Annotated in this window: 18 protein-coding genes; 11 read left to right on the top strand and 7 right to left on the bottom strand. The window is 69.0% G+C overall.

Going from position 1 to position 20,577, the window contains the following annotated elements:
- The first annotated feature begins 46 nt into the window (after positions 1-46).
- The 4 genes from AB0C62_RS10035 to AB0C62_RS10020 all read left to right on the top strand — a co-directional run bounded on the left by AB0C62_RS10035 (position 47) and on the right by AB0C62_RS10020 (position 4,719).
- Positions 47-946, top strand: coding sequence for an alpha/beta hydrolase (locus tag AB0C62_RS10035; RefSeq protein ID WP_362971400.1), 900 nt, complete (start codon positions 47-49; stop codon positions 944-946).
- A complete protein-coding gene (locus AB0C62_RS10030) occupies positions 946-2,583 on the top strand; it encodes an FAD-dependent monooxygenase (RefSeq protein WP_362971399.1) in 1,638 nt (545 codons plus the stop codon). Before AB0C62_RS10035 ends, AB0C62_RS10030 begins: the two co-directional genes overlap by 1 nt.
- 196 nt (positions 2,584-2,779) lie before the next feature.
- Positions 2,780-3,877: an amidohydrolase family protein gene (locus tag AB0C62_RS10025; RefSeq protein ID WP_362971397.1), complete on the top strand. Its 1,098-nt coding sequence runs from the start codon at positions 2,780-2,782 to the stop codon at positions 3,875-3,877.
- Positions 3,878-4,077: 200 nt separating this feature from the next.
- The gene (locus tag AB0C62_RS10020) at positions 4,078-4,719 is read left to right on the top strand and encodes a GntR family transcriptional regulator (protein ID WP_362971395.1); all 642 of its coding nucleotides are present in this window, start codon (positions 4,078-4,080) and stop codon (positions 4,717-4,719) included.
- A gap of 73 nt (positions 4,720-4,792) precedes the next feature.
- On the opposite strand, the gene AB0C62_RS10015 is transcribed toward AB0C62_RS10020, so the two are convergent.
- The gene (locus AB0C62_RS10015; RefSeq protein ID WP_362971393.1) at positions 4,793-6,223 is read right to left on the bottom strand and encodes an MFS transporter; all 1,431 of its coding nucleotides are present in this window, start codon (positions 6,221-6,223) and stop codon (positions 4,793-4,795) included.
- Between the two features lie 516 nt (positions 6,224-6,739).
- On the opposite strand from AB0C62_RS10015, the gene AB0C62_RS10010 reads away from it, so the two are divergent.
- Positions 6,740-7,933 (top strand): amidohydrolase family protein, encoded by a 1,194-nt coding sequence (locus AB0C62_RS10010; protein WP_362971391.1) that lies wholly within the window; start codon positions 6,740-6,742, stop codon positions 7,931-7,933.
- Between the two features lie 387 nt (positions 7,934-8,320).
- Here AB0C62_RS10010 and AB0C62_RS10005 read toward each other — a convergent pair whose 3' ends face one another.
- Positions 8,321-10,648: a pyruvate dehydrogenase gene (locus tag AB0C62_RS10005; protein ID WP_362971389.1), complete on the bottom strand. Its 2,328-nt coding sequence runs from the start codon at positions 10,646-10,648 to the stop codon at positions 8,321-8,323.
- Between the two features lie 274 nt (positions 10,649-10,922).
- On the opposite strand from AB0C62_RS10005, the gene AB0C62_RS10000 reads away from it, so the two are divergent.
- The 5 genes from AB0C62_RS10000 to AB0C62_RS09980 all read left to right on the top strand — a co-directional run bounded on the left by AB0C62_RS10000 (position 10,923) and on the right by AB0C62_RS09980 (position 14,303).
- Positions 10,923-11,402 carry an Lrp/AsnC family transcriptional regulator gene (locus tag AB0C62_RS10000; RefSeq protein ID WP_362971387.1) on the top strand — a complete coding sequence of 160 codons (480 nt, stop codon included), beginning with the start codon at positions 10,923-10,925 and terminating at the stop codon, positions 11,400-11,402.
- A 282-nt stretch (positions 11,403-11,684) separates the two neighbouring features.
- Positions 11,685-12,533 carry a fumarylacetoacetate hydrolase family protein gene (locus tag AB0C62_RS09995; protein WP_362971385.1) on the top strand — a complete coding sequence of 283 codons (849 nt, stop codon included), beginning with the start codon at positions 11,685-11,687 and terminating at the stop codon, positions 12,531-12,533.
- A gap of 142 nt (positions 12,534-12,675) precedes the next feature.
- Positions 12,676-13,248, top strand: a complete 573-nt coding sequence (locus AB0C62_RS09990; protein ID WP_362971383.1) for a VOC family protein — start codon at positions 12,676-12,678, stop codon at positions 13,246-13,248.
- A gap of 111 nt (positions 13,249-13,359) precedes the next feature.
- Entirely contained in the window at positions 13,360-13,827 is a 468-nt protein-coding gene (locus AB0C62_RS09985; protein ID WP_362971381.1) for a hypothetical protein, read from the top strand.
- 323 nt (positions 13,828-14,150) lie between these two features.
- The gene (locus tag AB0C62_RS09980) at positions 14,151-14,303 is read left to right on the top strand and encodes a hypothetical protein (RefSeq protein WP_362971379.1); all 153 of its coding nucleotides are present in this window, start codon (positions 14,151-14,153) and stop codon (positions 14,301-14,303) included.
- On the opposite strand, the gene AB0C62_RS09975 is transcribed toward AB0C62_RS09980, so the two are convergent.
- The 5 genes from AB0C62_RS09975 to AB0C62_RS09955 all read right to left on the bottom strand — a co-directional run bounded on the left by AB0C62_RS09975 (position 14,284) and on the right by AB0C62_RS09955 (position 19,366).
- Entirely contained in the window at positions 14,284-14,940 is a 657-nt protein-coding gene (locus tag AB0C62_RS09975; protein WP_362971378.1) for a CoA transferase subunit B, read from the bottom strand. The genes AB0C62_RS09980 and AB0C62_RS09975 overlap by 20 nt on opposite strands.
- Positions 14,940-15,722, bottom strand: coding sequence for a CoA transferase subunit A (locus AB0C62_RS09970; protein ID WP_362971376.1), 783 nt, complete (start codon positions 15,720-15,722; stop codon positions 14,940-14,942). The genes AB0C62_RS09975 and AB0C62_RS09970 overlap by 1 nt, the downstream gene beginning before the upstream one ends.
- Before the next feature lie 197 nt (positions 15,723-15,919).
- The gene (locus tag AB0C62_RS09965) at positions 15,920-17,554 is read right to left on the bottom strand and encodes a bifunctional 3-(3-hydroxy-phenyl)propionate/3-hydroxycinnamic acid hydroxylase (RefSeq protein ID WP_362971374.1); all 1,635 of its coding nucleotides are present in this window, start codon (positions 17,552-17,554) and stop codon (positions 15,920-15,922) included.
- A gap of 4 nt (positions 17,555-17,558) precedes the next feature.
- Complete coding sequence (locus AB0C62_RS09960; RefSeq protein WP_362971372.1) at positions 17,559-18,485, bottom strand: VOC family protein; 927 nt, start codon at positions 18,483-18,485, stop codon at positions 17,559-17,561.
- 38 nt (positions 18,486-18,523) lie between these two features.
- Positions 18,524-19,366 (bottom strand): fumarylacetoacetate hydrolase family protein, encoded by an 843-nt coding sequence (locus AB0C62_RS09955; protein ID WP_362971370.1) that lies wholly within the window; start codon positions 19,364-19,366, stop codon positions 18,524-18,526.
- Between the two features lie 223 nt (positions 19,367-19,589).
- Here AB0C62_RS09955 and AB0C62_RS09950 point away from each other — a divergent pair, with 223 nt between their 5' ends.
- Complete coding sequence (locus AB0C62_RS09950; RefSeq protein ID WP_362971368.1) at positions 19,590-20,453, top strand: FCD domain-containing protein; 864 nt, start codon at positions 19,590-19,592, stop codon at positions 20,451-20,453.
- The last annotated feature ends 124 nt before the right edge of the window (positions 20,454-20,577 follow it).

Here is a 20,577-nt window from a genome sequence, read left to right as displayed (position 1 = left end):
CCTGTTCATGCAGCACGCCGGAAACCACCCTGGCAGGAGGCCAAAGATGGCCAAGCAGCGTGACTCTCTGACCTTCGAGGCCGACGGGCACAAGATCACGGCGCTGGTCGCCGGTCCCGTCGAGTCCTCCGGAAAACCACTGATCGCCGCCCTCCACGGCGGCACGTACACGGCGCGGTACTACGACGTCGCCGGCTCCCCCGAGGGATCCTTCCTGGACGTCGCCGTCGCGCACGGATACCCGGTGGTTGCCTTCGACCGCCCCGGCTACGGCGGCAGCACCGCGCTCGAGCCGGACGCCAACACGTTTTCCCACCATGCAGAGCTACTCAGCACCGCCCTGGCACAGGCCGTCGAACGCCTGGGAGCCGACAGAGTCTTCCTGGTCGGGCATTCGATCGGTGGCATGATCGCGCTGATGATCGCCGCCTCCGAGCCGGACATCCCGCTGATCGGCGTCTCGGCGACCGGCATGGGTGCCGTCATCCCGAGTGGTGGAGCCGCCGAGGCTCTCGGCTCCCTGCCCGCGGACGCAACCGTGGACCTGCCGTACGACCAGCGGGACCAGGTGATGTTCGGCCCCGAGCACACCTACCGGACGGAGGGTCTGCGCCAGGCGCACGAGTCCTACGCGCCCACGCCGGTACGGGAGTTGGTCCAGGCGCCGAAGTGGCCGAAGGAACATCTACCCACGGTCGCGCCCAAGGTCCGTGTGCCCGTGCACAACGCACTCGCCGAGTTCGACGCCCTGTGGAGCTGCAGCCCGGAAAACGTCGCCGACTTCGCCGCCCTGTTCACCGCCGCACCCTTCGTCGACGCGAGCGTCGCACGCGGAACGGGCCACTGCATCGATCACCACACGCTCGGCCTCGCGACGCAGCTGCGCCAGCTCGCGTTCGCCGAGGAGTGCACGCAGTGGGCCACACGACAGATGAACGAGGCCTGATGCCCTCCACCGACGACAAGCGCATCCCACCACACGTGCAGGTCCTCATCGCCGGCGGCGGGCCGGTCGGACTCGCCGCCGCCGTCGAGCTGGGTCGGCGCGGCGTCGACTGCCTGGTCGTCGAACCTCGCGTCACCGTGTCCCGCGCGCGCCCGCGGTGCAAAACCCTCAACGTACGCACGATGGAGCACCTACGTCGCTGGGGTCTGGCCGAGCGGCTGCGTCAGCGCGCCCCGCTGCCCGCCTCCTGGGCCCAGGACGTGGTGTTCTGCACCTCACTGACCGGCAGGGAACTGTCCCGCTTCACCGGCGTCCTGGGACTGGTCCCGGACGGCAGCCGCTTTGCGGAGATCGGCCAACAGGCGCCGCAGTACGTCCTGGAGGAGGTGCTGCGTGAGGCCGTGGAGGAAACGAGCCCGGGCCGGCTCGTCCTGGGCTCGCAAGTCGTCGGCGTGAGCGACGGCGACGACCTGGTGACCGTGACCGTCGAGCACGGCGCCGGTCAACTCACAACCGTCACCGCCGACTACGTCGTCGGCTGTGACGGCCCGCGCAGCGTCGTGCGCGACGAGATCGGTGCCCGCTACGTCGGCGAGCAGGCCCTGCGGCCGAACTTCGGCATGGTCTTCGAAAGCCCCGGCCTGTGGGAACACGTGGCGCACGGCCCGGCCGTGCAGTACTGGGTGATCAACGCGACGGCGCCGGCGCTGGTCGGGCCACTGGACCGGACCGACACATGGTGGGCGATCGGCTTCGGCGTCGACCGGGAGACCGGGGAAAACGACGCGCAGCAGATCATCGACGGAGTAGCCGGCCGCCCCATAGAGGCGAAGGTACTGTCCACCGACCCGTGGACGGCACGAATGCAGATCGTCGATCGCATGCGGCACGGGCGGATCTTCCTCGCCGGTGATGCCGCTCACCTCAACCCGCCGTTCGGCGGACACGGACTCAACACGGGCATCGGTGACGCCGTCGACCTGGGGTGGAAGCTCGCAGCCGTGCTGGAGGGCTGGGGCGGCCCAGACATCCTCGACAGCTACGAGAGCGAGCGCCGCCCCGTACAGGAGCGCGTCATCCGCGAGGCGACCGCCAACATGCGCGTGCTGTCCACCGAGTTGCTCGCCGACAACCTGGAAGCGGACGACGAGGCGGGCGCTCAGGCTCGACGGGCCGCGGGCAGGCGAATCCAGGAGACCAAGAAGGCGGAGTTCCACTCGCTCGACCTGGTCCTCGGCCTCCGTACAGCCGCCTCCCCGATCGTTCCCGCCGAGCCGGAGGGACAGCACGGAACCACGTGGGCGGGTGCCCGCCTGCCCCATCTGTTCCTGGAGGGCGGCCAGTCCCTCTACGACCTCCTCGGTACCGACATGACACTCCTCGCCCTCGCGCCGGACGTGTTGGTGCCCGCGGTCGAGGAGGCCGCCCGGCTACGAGGGGTCCCGCTCACCGTGGTCCGGCTGTCCGGGCCGGTGGCCGTCGAGTACGCCAAGCTCCTGGGCGCCCGCCTCGCCCTGGTCCGCCCGGACCAGGTAGTGGCCTGGCTCGGCGACGAGGCCCCGCAGGACGCCCTCGCCCTCGTCGACATCCTGATCGGCGATGCCCAGCGGAGCGAGAAGGCATTCCGCAGTCCCTGAGCCTCACCGATGAGCATCCTGCCCGCACGGTCGACACAGCGGCTGCTTCGCCCCGTTGACCGGTGCGTCCGCGCGCTGCCCACCAGACCCCGCCCCGGCCGCGTCCTGTCCGAGGTACCTGCCTCGCGGCCGGGGCGGCCCATACGCAACGGCACTCTGCCGATGGCCCCCTTCTGCCGAGAGGACAGCAGTACCTATGAGCGCTGACCAGTGGACAAGACGTCAGGTGTTGAACACCGCGGCCGGTACGGCGGCACTCGCCGGCGCATCCACGTTGATGACGCCGGCTACCGCCGAGGCCCACGGCGGCAGGCCCGACCCGCACGGCAAACTGCGGATCATCGCCATTGAGGAAGCCATCATCCTGCCGGGACTCATCACTCAGGGCACGGCGCTGAATGGCGTGATCCCGTTCAAGCCCGAGGTCACCGCCGAGTGGTTCAAGCGACTCCCCGATGTCACCCAGTACCGGCTCGCCGACATGGACGCCAACGGCGTGACCATGCAAGTGCTTTCCCTGACACCGCCCGGCGTGCAGATGCAGGCGGACGCAGCCATCGCCGTACGGGATGCGCAGGTCGCCAACGACGCACTGGCCGCCGTCATCGACGCGCACCCCACCCGTTTCGGCGGGCTCGCCGCGCTGCCCCTCCAAGACCCCGAGGCAGCCGTGCGCGAGGCCCACCGCGCCATGGGCGACCTCGGAATGGCCGGCTTCCTGGTCAACGGACACACGTGCGGCCACTACCTGGACGAGCCGCAGTTCCGGCCTGTATGGGCGGCGCTGGAGGAACTGGGAGCCGCCGTCTACCTCCACCCGACGCCGGCCCCGACCGGTGACTGGGGACTGCTGAAGGACCGCCCCGAGCTGGTCGGCCCCCTGTACAGCTGGGCAGCGGAGACCGGCGGGCATGCCCTGCGGGTCATCCTCGGCGGCGTCTTCGACGACTTCCCGGGTGCCAAGCTGATCGTGGGTCACATGGGCGAGTTCCTCCCCTATATGATCCCCCGGCTCGATGTGCAGATCCAGAACATCAACACCAAGGTGCCCCTGAAGAAGAAGCCCTCCGAGTACCTGACGCAGAACGTCGCCATCACCACTTCGGGCGTGATGGACGACAACATGCTCCAGGCCGCCATCACATCGGTGGGCATCGACAATGTGCTCTTCGCCATCGACTACCCCTTCGAGAAGAGCGAGCAGGCCGTCGGTTTTCTACGCAACGCGAGCCTGTCGACGGGCCACCGCAGGAAGATCGCCGGCGGCAACGCAGAGCGCATCCTGAAGCTCTGACTGCCCCGCCACTCGATGATTCCCGCCCCACGTCGTGCCCGTCACGACGCGGGGCGATGTCGTGCGACGGCCCCACCTCCTCGCACCTCTGCCATGCGCACAGCTCAGCGGCGGGTCGTCGTTATAGTTGGCCTCTACCACTGGGCGGCCGAAGCGAGGGATGCAGCGTGGCGACACCCCGAGGGGGGATCCAGCCCATCATGTCGCGGTCCGTGGTGGAACAGGCCACCGAGGAACTGCGGCGCGCGATCCTCACCGGAGACCTGGCTCCCGGCGAGGAATACTCGCTGCGGGAGCTGGCCGGGATGCTCAACATCAGCTTCATTCCCATCCGCGAGGCTCTGCGAAGCCTGGAGAGCGACGGCCTGGTCACACTGCGGCCCGGCCGCAGTGCGGTCATCGCCCCGCTCAACCTCGACGACCTGCATGGCATCTACCGCCTGCGGCGCGCCCTGGAGCCGGAAATCGCCCAGCGTTCGTGCACGCTTCTCACCGACAAGGATCTGGACCGGCTGGAATCCCGAGCGGCCGACTTCGGCGCCCGGGAGCACGGTATGGCCGACATCTACGACGACCATCACGCCTTCCACCTGGCGCTTCTGGCGCCGGCCGCGACAACCTGGGACATCCGGGTCCTCACCACGCTGTGGCGAGCCGGTGAGCGTTACATCCGCATCGGCTTCGGCCAGCTCGACCCCGACCCCGCGGAGCACGAGCGACGCGGCAGGGCGCACATGGACCTCGTGGCCGCCTTCCGCACCCGCGACCCCGCCGCGGTCGCGGCCGCCGTCGAGCAGCACCTCGCGCGCAACGAGAAGATCGCCATCTCCGCCCTGTCCTGAACGCCGTCGCCCCGGCGGTGCACGACTGCTCTACAGGTCGCGCATCGCCGGGGATTTCGCGTGAGGGCCGGGGCTAATGAGCGAGGGGCGGTTCCGCCGGCGCGGGTGCGCCGGCGGGCGCCGCGGCGGGCGTGCGGTGTCCCGCGCGCAGCAGGCCTGTCAGGAGCGCGCCGAGAAGCGCGGGGGCGACGAAGGCGTAGAAGCCGGCCTTGGACGACGGGATCAGCACGGTGACGGCGGCCACGTAGCTGGGGCCGACGATGGCTCCGAGGCGGCCGACGCCGAGGCTGAAGCCCAGTGCGGTGCCCCGCAGCCGGGCCGGGTGAGCGTGGGCGACGTAGATGTTGACGAGTGCCTGGGTGCCGAGGGCGCCGAAGCCGGCAAGGGCGGAGGCGGCCAGGAGCAGGGGGCGGGGTTGCGGGGTGCTCAACGTGATCATGGCGACGGCGGCGAGAAGGAAGCTGACGATCGTGGAGATCTTCAACAGTCCACGATCGGCGACCAGAGCAGCCCCGAGAGTGCCGATGACCGCTCCAACGTTGAAGGAGATGGAGAACTCCAGCGAGGAGCTGAGGTCGTACCCACTGTCGACCATCAAAGTCGGCAGCCAGGTGCTGGCGCCATAGACGATGACGAGGCCTGCGAACGTGGCCGCCCAGAACAGCAGGGTGGAACGGCGGTACCGCGGGCCGAGCAGCTCGCGCAGCCGGTTGCCGGGCTGCTCCGGCTCGGCGCGCGGGGCGCTCTCCATCAGTGGCTCCGCCGGGTGGTCCTGGAGCGCGGCGGGCACCAGACGCCACACCACGGGGATCAGGATCAGGGGGAAGACGCCGAAGAGGAACAGGGTGCGGAAGTCCCACTCGGGCAGCAGCAGCCGGCCGGCGACGCCGGTGACGATGCCGCCCAGGGCCAACCCCGTCGTGGCGGTGCCCACTTGCAGGGAGTGCCGACTGGGGTCAGCTGCCTCGCTGACGTACGCGGTGACCAAGGGGATCAGAGCGCCGATGCCCATACCGGTAAGGAAGCGGGTCGCGCCGAACTGCGCAAGGTCGGCGGCCACGGCGCTCAGCAGCATGGCCAGGGAGAGCCAGGCGAGGCTGATGACCATGGGCAGCCGGCGGCGATGGAGCCCAGGGGCATGCCAAGTGCCGTGATCCCGCCCAGGAGACCGAGCGTCGACTTGGTCACGTCCCAGTCGGAATGGTGAAGCAGGGAGGGGCCGACTGCACCCAGGATGAAGAGGTCGTAGCCCTCGATGCACAGGATGACGATCCCGAGGGCCACCGCGGCCGCGGGGCGAGCCCCGGCCGTGGGTGTGCCGGGAGTGGGGTTCATGTCCGTACTCCTCATGTGGAAATGCGCGCGTGGGAAGGCACGACGAGCCGTCGAAGACTCGGTGCGGTGTGGGTGAGCACGGCTGCCCGACGACACCGGACCGCGCGCAGCGGTACGGAAAGGAGAGGTTCGTTCGCAACCGTGGGCCACGCAGCGCAGCGGCGGGCATCTGCGTTCGGAAGGGTGCGCTCCTGGAGACACCGACACGGTGCCGCAGGCGGAGCGTGAGGTCGCCGTGAGCGTCGCTGGGCGCACGGACGTGATGGCGGTACGGACCCGGATGGAACGTGGAAAGCTCCATCCGACGCGGTCGCACCGCAGGGAACTGGGAGTGATGCTGAAGTCCCTTCCCTGCTCGTGTCAATGCCCGGGCGAGGCCGAATCCGAACGGGCCGATCCAACAGGGAAGTCGGCGGATGAACATGAGGATGCCGAAGGGTTGCTGTTATCACATATAGCGGTTACGGTCGGTGCGTCTTCGTGGCACCCGCTGTTCGACCGGCGGCGCCGAGCCGCGCTCCATCGGCACCGCCACCCTCTGACCGTCCACGCCCGCACGGCCAGGCTGGATGGCGCAGGCCGCTCCCTCGGACACGACGCGCGGACGGCCATCTGCGAAGTGTTCAGCGCAGCCCGGGACACGAACGCTGTTCTTTCCGCACCCGCCCCGCAGAAAGGCACAACGATGTGTATCAACCACACGAACCGGCGTGACTTCCTCAAGATCACGGCCGCGACCGGCGCCGCCGTCGCGGGAGTGTCGGCGCTGGCCGCGCCCGCCTCGGCGGACGCGCACGACCACGCCGCCCAGCCAGGCGACAAGATGGCCCTGACGAATGTCCGCATCTTCGACGGCGATCAGATCACCTCCCGACGCACCGTCGTCATCGAGAACGGACGAATCGGCATCAGCACGCTCGGTGCGCGCCGGATCGACTGCGGCGGTGCGGTGCTGCTCCCCGGTCTGACCGACGCGCACATTCACCTGCGCGACGTCAACACCCTGCACGCGCTGGCCGGTTCCGGCGTGACGACCGGCCTGGACATGGCCACCTTTCCGCCGTCGCTCGTCAACTCGCTGCGCGGACTGCCGGGTCTGACGGACATCCGGAGCGCAGGAACGCCCGCGGTGGCACCCGGGAGTCCGCAGAGCCAGATCCCGGCCTTCCCTTCGGACGCGGTGCTGACCGCGCCCGAGCAGGCCACCCAGTTCGTACGCTCCCGGGTCGCCGAGGGCTCGGACTACATAAAGATCATCATCGACGAACCGGGGCTGTCGCCGGAGACCATCAAGGCGGTGACGACGGCGGCGCACTCCGCAGGCAAGCTCGTCATGGCCCACGCGACCTCGACGGCAACGGTGGTGCGCGCCCTGGACGCGGGCGTCGACATGATCCATCACGTGCCCATGGACAGCGCACTGTCGGCCTCGGTGGCGGCGCGGTACGTCTCCTCGGGTACCGTCGCGGTCCCCACTCTCACGATGATGGAGGGATTCGGGAACCTGGGGATTCCGGGTATGAACTACGCGGCTGCCGAAGGCAGCGTCACCGCTCTGCGCCGGGCGGGGGCGCGGATCCTGGCCGGTACGGACTCGAACCTCACACCGGGGATCCCGGTGCAGCCGCCCTACGGCATCAGCCTGCACCACGAACTGGAGCTGCTGGTCCGTGCCGGGCTCACCACCCGTGAGGCGCTGCGGGCCACCACGAGCTTGCCGGCCCAGGCCTTCGGCCTACGGGACCGCGGCGCCGTCCGCATCGGCAATCGCGCCGACCTCGTGCTGATCGATGGCGACCCACTTGCCGACATCACCGCCACACGTGCCGTCCGGCGCGTGTGGGTGGGCGGGATCGAGTACGCACCTGTCACCGGCTGACCTCCTCCCCGCTCCACCACGGTGTCCGTGTGTCCCCTGGTCGTCCGCACACAGCGAGGGGACATACGGCTGTGTACCCGTGATCCACGATCTGCTGCCCAGCCGTCAGGCACGTTCAACCTCTTGTCCAGCGTGCTCCCCCGGGCTGTGCCGGACCGGCGACGAAGTCCGCGGCGGACACCGTGGGAGCGCCGGGTCCGGCCGCAACTCCTGCCTGGGCGCCGGTGTCGGCTCCGTGCCGGACCAGCCGGGGCCACCGCACATGCGCGGCATCCACGCCTGTTCGAATCTGCTGTCGAGACGTCCTTGAAGTGGACTGAGTGACAGGCCTGCAGCCCTCCGGGGCCGACGACAACGCGTCGGCCCCGAAGGGCATTTGTCGGCGGCTCACTGCGTGAGGTCCAGAGCGGCACTGACGATGCTGTCGGTATCGATGCCGTGGTACCGGTGGACCTCGTCCAGGGACCCGGACTGCCCGAAGCGGGTGACGCCCAGGCGACGGTTCGGCACGCGGTGGAGCGTGGCCAGGAAGGCCAGTGTGTGCGGGTGCCCGTCCAGGACGGTGACCAGTGGTGTGGCCCGCTCCGTGGGGAAGACCTGGTCCAGGATCCAGTCGGGCGCCTCACCATGGCCGGCGCGGGCGTCCATGGCCTTGTAGAGCAGTCCCGGGCTGGTCACGCAGATGACGTCGGCCGGAATACCGAGGTTCTGGAGCCGGTCCGCAGCGGCCAGGGCCTCGGTCACCAGAGCGCCCATGACCGCGATGGTGACCTTCGCCCCGCCCTGCCGGCGCAGTGGGTACGCGCCGGCCACGACCTGGCGGCGGCGGCGTTCCCGCGCCGCCGGGTCGCTCGGGATCCGGGCGAGGGCCTGGTCGACGGGCCGGGTGGACAGGCGCAGGTAGGCGGAACCTCCGTCGGCCCTGCCGAGGCGGGACAGGGCGGCCAGCAGCGTCCACTCGGTGTCGAGGGCGAACGCGGGCTCCCAGGTCGTGCAGCCGGGCTGTTCGACGCCGAGGGACGGCGTAGTGATGGACTGATGGGCGCCGCCCTCGGGGGCCAGGGTGACGCCGGACGGCGTACCGACCAGGATCGACTGGCCGCCGGCGTAAATGCCGTAGGACCAGGGTTCCAGAGCACGGTTCACGAAGGGGTCGTACATCACGCCGATGGGCAGCAGCGGCTCGCCCCAGCGGCTCCAGGTCGCGCCCAACTCGCCGAGCGCACCGACCAGGTTGGTCTCGGCGATGCCCAGCTCCATGTGCTGGCCGGTCGGGCGTTCACGCCAGTGCAGGATGGTCTCCGTGTCGTCGGCGAACCAGTCCACGCGCTCGGTGGGCGACCAGACGCCGACCTTGTTGACCCAGCCGCCCAGATTGGTCGAGGAGCTGACGTCGGGACTGACAGTGACCACGCGGCGGGCCGCCTCGGGCGCGCTGCGGGTCAGGTCGAGCAGCGTACGGCCAAGGGCTGCCTGGGTCGTCGCCACCCCTGTCGGCGTACGGCCGATGTCGGTGGGGACAGCAGGGGGCGGCGCCTCGGTGACAGGGTTTCGAAGCAACCGCGTCCCGGTCTCGGCACACAGGCGGGCCGCCGCCGAGTCTCCGGGGAAACCCTGCCACGGGGTGTCCAGGTCGGTGCCCACCTCGTCGGCCAGTTGCCGCATCTGGTCATCGGTCAGCAGGGAGGAGTGGTTCTGCGGGTGCCCCTGGGTGGGCAGGCCGTGGCCCTTGATGGTGTAAGCGAAGATCACAGTGGGACGGTGGTCATCCACCTCGGACAGCGCGTTGTCGAGGGCGGAGAGGTCGTGGCCACCCAAATTGCGGACCGCCCTCATCAGGGTGTCGTCGTCGGTCTCCGCGAGCAGTGCACCGATCGCCGAGGCCTCCGCGCCCGTACCGGGCAACCGCTCACGCAGTTGATCGGCCGAACAGCGCAGCAGACGCTGGTATTCAGGGTTGGCCATCTCGTCGATTCGGGCTCTCAGCGAGGCACCGCCAGGGCGCTCGAACAGCCGCTCCAGCAGGGTGCCGTACTTGACGGTGAGCACCTGCCAGCCCGCCGCGGCGAACATCGCGTGCAGTCGCCCGGCGGACATGTTCGGCACGATGCGGTCCAGGGATTGCCGGTTGAGGTCGACGATCCAGACCAGTTCACCGAGGTCGGCGACCTGCGGGTCGAGCACCGCCTCCCACACCGCGCCCTCGTCCAGTTCGGCGTCGCCCACCAGCGCGTACTGGCGGCCCTTGAAGGCCCCATCAGCGCGCTTGTCGACGTAACGGCGAGCCAGGGCACCCCAGATCGTCGCCGTGGCGCCGATGCCGACCGAGCCGGTGGAGTAGTCGACCGTGTCCGGGTCCTTGGACCGGCTCGGGTAGCTCTGGAGCCCGCCGAAGGCACGCAGCGTGGTCAGGTGGGAGGCGTCGAGTTCGCCGAGCAGATGGTTGATGGCGTGCAGGACCGGCGAGGCGTGCGGCTTGACGGAGACCCGGTCTTCAGGGCGCAGATGACGGAACCAGAGGGTCGTCATGATCGACACCATCGAGGCACACGAGGCCTGGTGACCACCCACTTTGAGTCCGGACGGGTTCGGCCGCACCCGGTTGGCGTGGTGCACGATCGCGCTGGAGAGCCACAGCAGGCGGTCCTCGATCTCGTGGAGCACGTCGTGGGCGACGGCTGTGGTCCGCCGGGGGGCGGCTGGTGCGGTGGTCATGGCGAAACGGTCTCCCTCGCGCTGGGCACACCCAGCCCGCGGACGAGCGGCTGGCTGTGACTTGGGACGTGCCACGGCGGCGTGGAGGCGCGCACCGGGTGCCCCGGCGCACATCGGGCCGGCTCACGACCGGATCACGGTCGGCGGCGTGCCGCCAGGGGCAGGATCGTTGTGGACGAGCTGACCACCGGGCAGGGATGCTGCACAAGAACCAGCTGAGAAATTGCGCAGAATGCCCAATCCCCCGTCCTCCCAGCCTCGAAAGGTGCCCATCGTGCCCAGCTCCGAGCGGATCGACCCCACCGACGCGCGCCTGCTCCTCGCCCTTGCCGCTCAGCCCCGGGCCACCACGGTGGCCCTCGCCGAGGCGAGCGAACTGAGCCGCAACACCGTCCAGGCACGCCTGGCGGCCCTGGACCGCAACGGCTCCGTGCAGTCCTTCGAGCGACGTATCGATCCTGCGGCTCTTGGTTATCCGCTCAGCGCGTTCGTCACCACCCAGGTCGCCCAACGCAGGCTGGACGAGGTCGCACGTGCGCTCGCTGCAATTCCCGAGGTCCTCCAGGTGCACGGGCTGAGCGGCGACACCGACCTACTGGTCCATGTGGCCGCGACCGACGCCGAGGACCTGTACCGCGTGGCAGGCCGCATCCTCGACATCCCCGGAGTGGAACGCACCAGCACCGCGCTCGTCATGCGTCAGCTGGTCCCCTTCCGGCTCGCCCCGCTACTGCGCCGGACCGCGGCCCGCTGATCCAGCGGCGCACCAGCCCGTCCTCGGGTGCCAGCGCTGCCCTCAATGCAGGCCTGCTGACTACGTGAACGAAAAAAGTCGATCCAAGTCCTTGCTGTTATCACATATAGCTACCTAGTGTGTGATCAGGACCACGTCCGCCGCGCGGCCCGACGGTGCGGGGCTCTACGACAGCCCTGCCGACCTCAGCGCAGTCCTGGCGGATCCGGTGTGGCTCTCGCCGCAGCAGGCCCCTGCCTGGCGTCGAGCGCCACTCCACCCAAGAAACTCAGGAGCAGCTCCGTGCACATCGCCAACCTCTCCGGCCGCCTGGTTCTCATCGTCAACGGTCTCGCCGTCGACGTCGAGAAGGCCAGCAGTGGCCGCTTCGCCGCGGACCCGCAGGCCGTTTACGAGGAGTGGGAGGAATTCCGCGCGTGGGCGGCGCAAGCCCGCCTGCCGGAAGGGAACCCCGTTGATCCGGTCCGGCTCGGCGCCCCCGCGCCCGCCCCGCGGCAGATCATCGCCGCCGGCCTGAACTACCGCGACCACGCGGCCGAGTCGGGCTTCGCCCTCCCCGTCACCATGCCACCGGTCTTCACCAAGTTCGCGACCAGCATCACCGGCCCGGTCACCGATGTCGTCCTGCCGCCCGGCGGCCACACCGACTGGGAGATCGAACTCGTCGCCGTCATCGGAACCCGTGCCCATCATGTCTGCGCCGACTCGGCCTGGGGCCATGTCGCCGGCCTGACCGTGGGACAGGACATATCCGAGCGCATCACCCAACTCGAAGGACCTGCACCGCAGTTCAGTCTCGGCAAGTCCTTCCCGGGGTTCGCCCCCATAGGCCCCTACCTGGTCACTCCCGACGCGTTCGACGACCCCGACGACCTCGCGCTGCGGTGCACGGTGAACGACGAAGAGGTACAAAAGAGCCGCACCAGCGACCTGATCTTCTCCGTGCCCGAGCTGGTAGCCCGTCTGTCCTCCGTGATCCCGCTGCTGCCCGGCGACGTCATTTTCACCGGTACGCCGGCCGGCGTCGGCTTGGGCCGCGATCCACAGCGCTGGCTCGCCCCCGGTGACGAGCTGGTCAGCACCATCGAGGGCATCGGCGAACTGCGCCAGCGCTTCGTCGCCCAGACCTGACACCCCCCAGCCTCACGCTCCCGCGTACCTGGGAGCTGACAGATGGTGAGAGCGCCAACGCGTCACCGGATCGCCCGCCTGACCGCCGCCCGGTGACAGCCCGCCCGGGCGCACGCCCGCAGATTCGATCGAGGAGGATCGAATGACCGCCACACCGAAGTTCGCGCACGTCGTGTTCCAGACCAGCAATCCCACCGCCATGAGGGACTGGTACTGCGCCGTTCTGGACGGCCACGTGGTGTTCCAGAACGACAGCCTCTGCTTCATCACCTACGACGAGGAGCACCACCGCGTCGCCCTGCTCACTCCCCCGGTGCCTCTGGAACGCAAGAAGCCCACGACGGCCTCGGCCCACCACGTCGCCTATACCTTCGGTCACCTCGACGACCTTCTCGGCCGCTATGAACTGCTGCGCGACAAGGGGGTGGCGCCTGCGGTGTGCATCGCGCACGGTGTCACCACGTCCTTGTACTACCAGGATCCGGACGGGGGCTTCGTCGAGATGCAGATCGACAACTTCGCCGATCCTGACGAGGCCACCCATTACATGAGGGGTCCGGAGTACAGCGCCGATGCCGTCGGCCCTGCCTTCGACCCGGAGGCCATGCTCGCCGCCCGTCGTTCCGGGGCGGCGGTCGACGACCTGGTGCACCGGGCCTGGGCCCTCAGGACGCCCATGCCCGACCCGATGCTCGTCCTCACCGGCGCCGTCTGAGCACGCGGCGGGCCACAAGGCCGGATCACCAGGGGTGCCGACACGAGGCGGCACCCTGGGGTGCCCCGAAACACCGGTGCAGCCCCCATTAACCACTGTCGAGGGGAACCTTTGAGCGCCTCCAGCCATCACGCCGACTGCTTCATGTGCGGATTGGAACAGACCGAAGACAGTGCCGTCGTGTTCCGCGACCCTCTGTGGTCCGGCCAAGTGGTGCCCGGCTACGACGTGCCCGGCTGGTTCGTCCTGCGGCTACGTCGGCACGCCGAACGCATCACCGGCCTCGACGACACCGAACTGGCCTCATTCGGTCGCCGCGCACGCGACCTGGTCGGGGCAGTCACCGAAGCGACCGGTGCGCCGGCAACGTACCTGATGGTGTTCGGCGAGAACCATCCGCACTTCCACGCGCTGATCACCGCGCGCGACGCCCACGTTCCTTCGGACCGGCGCAACGGCAACATCCTGCGCCTCCGCGACGAGCGCGCCGATCCGGAAGCCGCCGCCGGGCTGGTGCCTGCGGTGCGTCGTGTCTACGAGCGTCTTGCGGACGCCAACGCCTGTCACCTCTCGGCCTGAGGTCCGGGTGGAAAGCAGCGACCATCACGGTGGGGCCGCTCTTCGCCTGGGACGTTCCATCGGGTGCCGGGAGACGGCCGCGTACGTGCCGGGCCCTCGGTGGGCCAGCAAGGTCTGGGACACCACCATCACGATCTCAAGTCCGTGCTGACGATCCGCTCCGGGGCGGCTGCCACGGACCAGCCTGATCGCACGCGTCCGCGAGTGCGGACGGGGAGGACCTCCGACGCACGGAGGTTCGCAAGCAGTCACCATGGCTGCGGTCGAACCCCCATCGACGACACCCCGGCCGCCTACCGGACACCTGAACCAGGGCTCTTGCGGTGGGCGCCGACCTCGCCACCCACATCGCGTTCAACGGCGCCCTCGACCCCGGCGACGTGGAAGGCAGCGGGAGGGTGTCCGCCGAGACCGTCAGCGGTGGCAGCTGGGGACACACCGGGCCGGCGGAGGATCTCACCCGGTCGCTGCCATGACCGTCTCGGATATCCGCAGATTTGCCGCGGTGGCCGCGACTACCTGCTCGGGCGTGACGTCCGGCGCCGTCTCGGTCAGCACGAGGCCGCGGTCGGTGACGTCGACAACGCCGAGATCGGTGATGATCCGCTGCACGCAGGCGCGTCCGGTCAGCGGAAGGGAACACGCCTCGACGATCTTGGGGCTGCCGTCCTTGGCGGTGTGCTCCATGAGGACGATGACCTGGCGGGCGCCGTGCACCAAGTCCATCGCGCCGCCCATGCCCTTGACCATCTTGCCCGGGATCATCCAGTTGGCGAGGTCGCCCGAGGCGGACACCTGCATGGCTCCGAGGACGGCGGTGTCGATGTGTCCGCCCCGGATCATGCCGAAGGAGAGGGCCGAGTCGAAGAAGGCGGCGCCCGGAAGGACCGTGACGGTCTCCTTGCCCGCGTTGATCAGGTCCGGATCCACCGCGGCTTCGGCGGGGTAGGGCCCGGTGCCGAGGATGCCGTTCTCCGACTGGAGGACCACGTGTACGCCGTCGGGGAGGAAGCCGGGGACCAGGGTGGGCAGGCCGATGCCGAGGTTGACGTAGTCGCCGTCCCGCAGTTCGGTCGCCGCGCGGGCCGCCATCTCCTCGCGGTTCCAGGCCATCAGACTGCCACCGTTCCTCGTGCTTCGGGCGCCGAGACCGTGCGCCTCTCGATCTGTTTGTCGGCGGCCTGTTGCGCAGTGAGCGCCACGACGCGCTGGACGAAGACCCCAGGCAGATGGATCTCGTCCGGGCTCAGGACACCCGGCTCGACCAACTCCTCCACCTCGGCGATGGCGACCCGGCCGGCCATCGCGGCCAGGGGGTTGAAATTGCGGGCGGACTTGTCGAAGACGAGATTGCCGTGCCGGTCCCCCCGTGCCGCCCTCACCAGAGCGAAGTCACAAATGAGGGCCTCTTCCAGGACGTACTCCCGCCCGTCGAAGACGCGAGTCTCCTTGGCCGGCGAAGCAACGGCGACATCACCGTGAGCGTTGTGCCGCCAGGGGATGCCACCCTCTGCCAAGGGAGTGCCCACGCCCGCAGGAGTGTAGAAGGCGGGAATGCCATGGCCCCCTGCCCGCAGCCGTTCGGCCAGGGTGCCTTGAGGCACCAGCTCGACCTCCAGCTCACCGGTCAAGTACTGGCGGGCGAACTCCTTGTTCTCACCGACGTATGAGCCCGTGACGCGGGCAATGCGGCCCGCGCCGAGCAGCATGCCGAGTCCGTGGTCGTCGGTGCCGCAGTTGTTGGAGACGATGTGCAGGCCGCCCGCACCCTGCACATAGAGGGCTGAGATGAGGGTGCTGGGTATGCCGCAGAGGCCGAAGCCGCCGACAGCGAGTGACGCACCGTTGGCGATGTCGGCCACGGCGTCAGCCGCGGAGGGAGATGACTTGTCCATTGACGTCCTTCGAGGATCTGATCGAGCGCGTCCGGATTCTGGCGCCCGGCTGCGCCCGGGCCCGGGGCCGGCAGCGGTGGTAGGGGGGCCCGGGCGTGGAGGCGTGCTCCCGGCTCGTGGTGCCGGAGGCGCGATGGCTCACGGGTGTGGGGTTCCCGCGCGCCACGGTCGGTGACGGCGCCGTCTGCGAGCGGGTTTCACTGTTCGGAGACGGCCCTCAAAGCGTCGGGCGCCGTTGTGCGGTCGGAGGGAGCGGCAGGCTGTTGCAACTGTCCGCGCAGTTGGGCCACTAGTTCTCGCAGGCCTGTCGCGTCGTTTGCGGTGCCGAAGAGGTAGAAATCGGGGCGGACCAGGGCCGCGACCTGCCTGTTTTCCCGCATGTGCGACAGGTAGCCGTCGGGAGCGTCGAGGTAGCCGTCACGCGGGGAGCTGTCCTCGTACAGAGCGACGACGGCGACGCCGATGGTGGTGAGGAAGTCCCGGTCGGCGGTGTCGAGGGCCCCCAGCTGTGCGGCGCCATCGGTCAGGAGTGTGAAACCGCCACCGGTGAAGTCGTCGAGCAGAGCGGTGCGGCCTTGATGCGTCAGCTCGTATTGCGGAGTGAGGTGGCCGACGTCGGAGGCCCGGGTGCCGTCGGCCTTTCGCTGGAGGATGCCGTCGCCGAGTAGAGGAGGTGGAGTGGGGGGCAGTGCGTGCCGGGGGTCGGCACCTGCGGCGATCATGCGGGCGTCACGCGCCGCGGCCTCGTCCGGGTCAAGGACGCAGATGACCTCCCCCAAGGCCATGGACATACCGATCGCGTGCCGCACATGTTCGCTGCGCTCGGACGTGTAGGTGTCCAGCAGCGCTGGATCGGCAAGGCCGTGGAGAACAAGGTCGAGTTTCCAGGCCAGGTTGAGGGCGTCACGTACTCCGGAGCACATGCCCTGTCCGGCGAAGGGTGGCATCAGGTGCGCCGAATCACCGGCGAGGAGGAGCCGTTCCTCACGCCAGCGGTCGACCCAGCGGGCCTGGAAGGTATAGACGACGTGTCGTTCGATCGAGGTGTTGTCCGGCGTGCGGCCCCAGGGCTCCAGCAGGCGCCATGCCATCTGCTCGGTGCTGAGTTCGTCGACACTCTCGTGGGGAAGGCGCAGGAATTCCCAGCGGCGTCGGCCGGGGCCGCCCGAGACGATCGTCGTGGGGCGCTTCGGATCGCACAACTGCCAGTTTTTCGGAGACCATTCGGCCTGGTCGTGCGGCCGTGTGTCGACGATGAGCCAGTCGTAGAAGAAGCCGAGGTCCGTGACGGACGTCGTCATGTGGGAGCGGACGAGGCTGTTCGCACCATCGGCACCGATGACGTACCGGGCCCGGACCTGACCTGCGCCGTCCTGGCCTTTGGTGGTCAATAGGACGTGGTCGCCGGTCGGCTGCAGACCGGCGACCTCACACCCGCGGCGGACGGCGACCGTTGAGAGGTTCTCCACGGCCGCGGTGAGGATGTCCTCCACCTGGGGCTGGTTGAAGAAGTTCGCCATGGGCCAGCCGGAGATGCCGTTGCCGGACCAGTCGATGCGCACCAGGGCCTGACCTGCCGGGTTGCGCCACTCGTAGTGGTCCGGCACTGGGTCGACGACCGCGTTCACCTGCTGTCCCACCCCCGCCCCCTGAAAGATCCGGGCGATCTCGTGGTCGAAGTGCGCCGCACGCGGGAGGTGGTAGGGCTTGGGCCAGCGCTCCAAGGCGATGACGTCGTGCCCGGCCCTGCCCAGCAGCAGGGCCAGCATTTGGCCGACCGGGCCGTAGCCGACGATCGCGACGTCGTGGACCTTCGATGATGGTGTGTTCACCGCGTTACCTCGACTCGCTGTGGCTGCCGGTCATCAGCGCTGCGAGATCGTCAGGAGCGAGGAACGACGGCGGGGGTGGCGGTCCCCAGTTGAACAGGCCCTTGGCGCCCTCCAGGACCTCGGGCGTCCATCGCTGGTCGTCGACGATGCAGTCCATGTCGGAGTAGTACTCGCTGAAGTTGCCGGCCGGGTCCTTGAGGTACCAGAAGAAGTTGGATCCGGCGTGGTGGCGTCCGAGACCCCATATGTGCCGCTCGGGGTTGTCCTCCAGCATGGCCGCGGCCCCCCGGCCGACGTCGTCGATGTCATCGACCTGCCAGGAGGAGTGGTGCAGGAAGGCGACCGGCGCGGCCAGGACCAGAATGTTGTGGTGGTCGGTGGAGCAGCGCAGAAACGCGCCATGGCCCTTGATGTAGTCGGACGCCCTGAAGCCGAGCCCGTCGCGGAAGAACGCGGTCGTGGCATCGAAGTCGGTGGTGCCGATGACGGCGTGCCCGAGCTTGCGAGGCCGGACCCGGTCGGTGCGCAGGACGCCGGGCGCACGGCTGCCGGTGCGGTCGGTGCGTCCGGGTCCGTTGTAGACGGTGGCCGCGACCGCAGCTTGGGCCAGGCGGGGGGCGACTTCCAGAACGGCGCGTACGGCGGTGGCCTTGTCGTACGCGGTCAGCATGCCGCCCTCGATCACGCTGTCACTGCCGAGCCGCTTCAGACGCGAAGCCGCTTCCGCGAGGTCGTCCGGCGCGTCCACGCCGACACGGACCTCCACGAGGCGGCGGGCCGGGGCGTGGACGATACGCAACTGGCGTCCGCCGTCGCGAGTGGTGAACCAGCCGTCGCCGTCTGCGGCGAGCCCGAAGTCGGTGTAGTAGGCGGCGGTCTCGACGATGTTGGGGACCCCCATGGTGATGGAGGTCAGACGGTGTAGTGCCATGGGACTTCGCGACTCCTTCGTCTGTCGGCCCGGGTGGCTCAGACGGTGAATGTCTGACGCAGTTCGCCGATGCCCTCGATCGTGCTGACGAGTTCGTCGCCCGCGTAGAGGAATCGCTGCGGATCTCGGCCGAGGCCTACGCCGGCCGGCGTGCCGGTGAAGACAACGTCGCCGGGCAGCAGAGGCAGCACGGCGGACAGCTTGGAGATCAGGGCGGGCACGGAGAAGATCAGGTCACGCGTGCGGCCCTTTTGGACCTCCTCACCGTTGATGGCACAGCTCAGTTCCAGGTCGTCGGGATCGTCGAACTCGTCCGGCGTGACCAGCCACGGCCCGATCGGAGCGAATCCGGGAAACGACTTGCCCAGGCTGAACTGGGGTGCGGGACCGGCCAGCTGGGTGATCCGTTCCGAGATGTCCTGCCCCACCGCCAGTCCGGCGACATGGCCCCAGGCGTCCTCCTCCGGAACGGCCTCCGCACGGGGCCCGATGACCGCCACCAGCTCGACCTCCCAGTCGGTGTCACCGCCTTCGGGCAGCTTCACTTCACTGAGCGGACCGCTGATGCTGGTGACGAATTTGGTGAAGACGGGCGGCAGGCCTTCGGGCACGGCGAATCCGGACTCGGATGCGTGGTCCCGGTAGTTCAGCCCGATGGCCAGGGTCTGCCGGGGTGCAGGAGCGGGCGAGCCCAGTTCGGCCGCTTGGAACGCCCGGCCCTCAGGCAGGCGCCTGGTTGCTGCCCAGGCGCGGAACTCCTCCCATCGCTCATAGACGGCCTGCGGGTCGGCGGAAAAGTGTCCGGCACTGGCCTGTTCGACGTCGACGGCCTGACCGTCGACAATGAGGGCCAGACGGCCGGAGAGGTTGGCGATACGCACGATGTGTCTCCCGAAGGGAAGGGAAGCGGGCCCTCGGTGCCATGTCGACAAGGGGGCGCCTTGTCACTGAGCCGGCGAGGCTGCCGTCGGCGACAACGGCCCCTTGCCCACCCACCAGCAATTCATCATGATGATTACCCTTGATGTTGCAGCCCCGCATATCGAACGTCAAGAGGTTCGAGCATAATGAGCATGATGAATATGAAGGCTTGAAGGAGTCACCGTGCCCTCGACCCCCGATCACGCAGCCCAGAGCACCACCGAGACATCGGTGGATCCCGACAGGCCCAGCCGCTCCGTGTCCAGCCGTTCCGGCGACAAGCCGCGCGGCTTCGCGGGTTCCGTACAACCCGGGGCAGTTCGCAGCGAGACCTCGCTCCGAGGCGGGGGGACCGGCAGAGCCGATCGGGCCGCCGACCGGGTGGCAGAACTGATCGAAAGCGTCGGGCCGGGTTCCCGCCTGGGAACCAAGGAAGAGCTGCGAACACTGTGCTCGGTGTCCGTCGGCACGTTCAACGAAGCTCTGCGCCTGCTCCAGGCGCGCGGTCTGGTCACCGTGAAGCCCGGCCCGGGGGGTGGCATCTTCAGTGCCGAACAGTCACCGATGGTCCGGCTCGGCAACTCGGTCCTCGCCCTCGACGCCCGGCACAACGACGTCGCCGAAGCCGTCCGCATTCGCGACGCCCTTGACCCGCTCCTGATCGAAGACGCCCTCTGGCACGCCTCACCGGCCGACGTTGCCGGGCTGCGCCGGCACATCACCGCCATGGAGAAGGCCGTGACGGCCGCTGACGCGGTCGGTTTCGTCCACGCCAACTGGCGTCTGCACGCAGCCATTGCCGCAATCAGCCCGAACGCGCTGCTCAGCTCGCTCTATACCCACCTGCTGGACCTGATCGAGTCGCATACCCTGTCGGTTCTGCCTGCAAGTGACCAGCCGCTGGGCGAGTACATCGCGCACCGGCACGATCTCCATCGCGATCTGGTCGACGCCCTTGATCAGCGGGACCGCGAGAAGGCGCTCCGCATCATTCACGCGCACAACACCAGCGCGCCCCCTACCGAGCCGATGCCGACAAAGCGCTGACAGCCCAGTCAAGTAGAACGCTCCCCTCCCACAGTCACCAGTCGCCCACACCGCCTGCTCCGGGCTGAGATCCGCCCGCGGTCATCCACACGGTTGCGGCGACTCGGCACCTGACCGCGCTTCT

The organism is Streptomyces sp. NPDC048643 (assembly GCF_040650615.1).
Lineage (GTDB): Bacteria > Actinomycetota > Actinomycetes > Streptomycetales > Streptomycetaceae > Streptomyces.
This window is presented reverse-complemented; position numbering and strand designations above follow the sequence as displayed.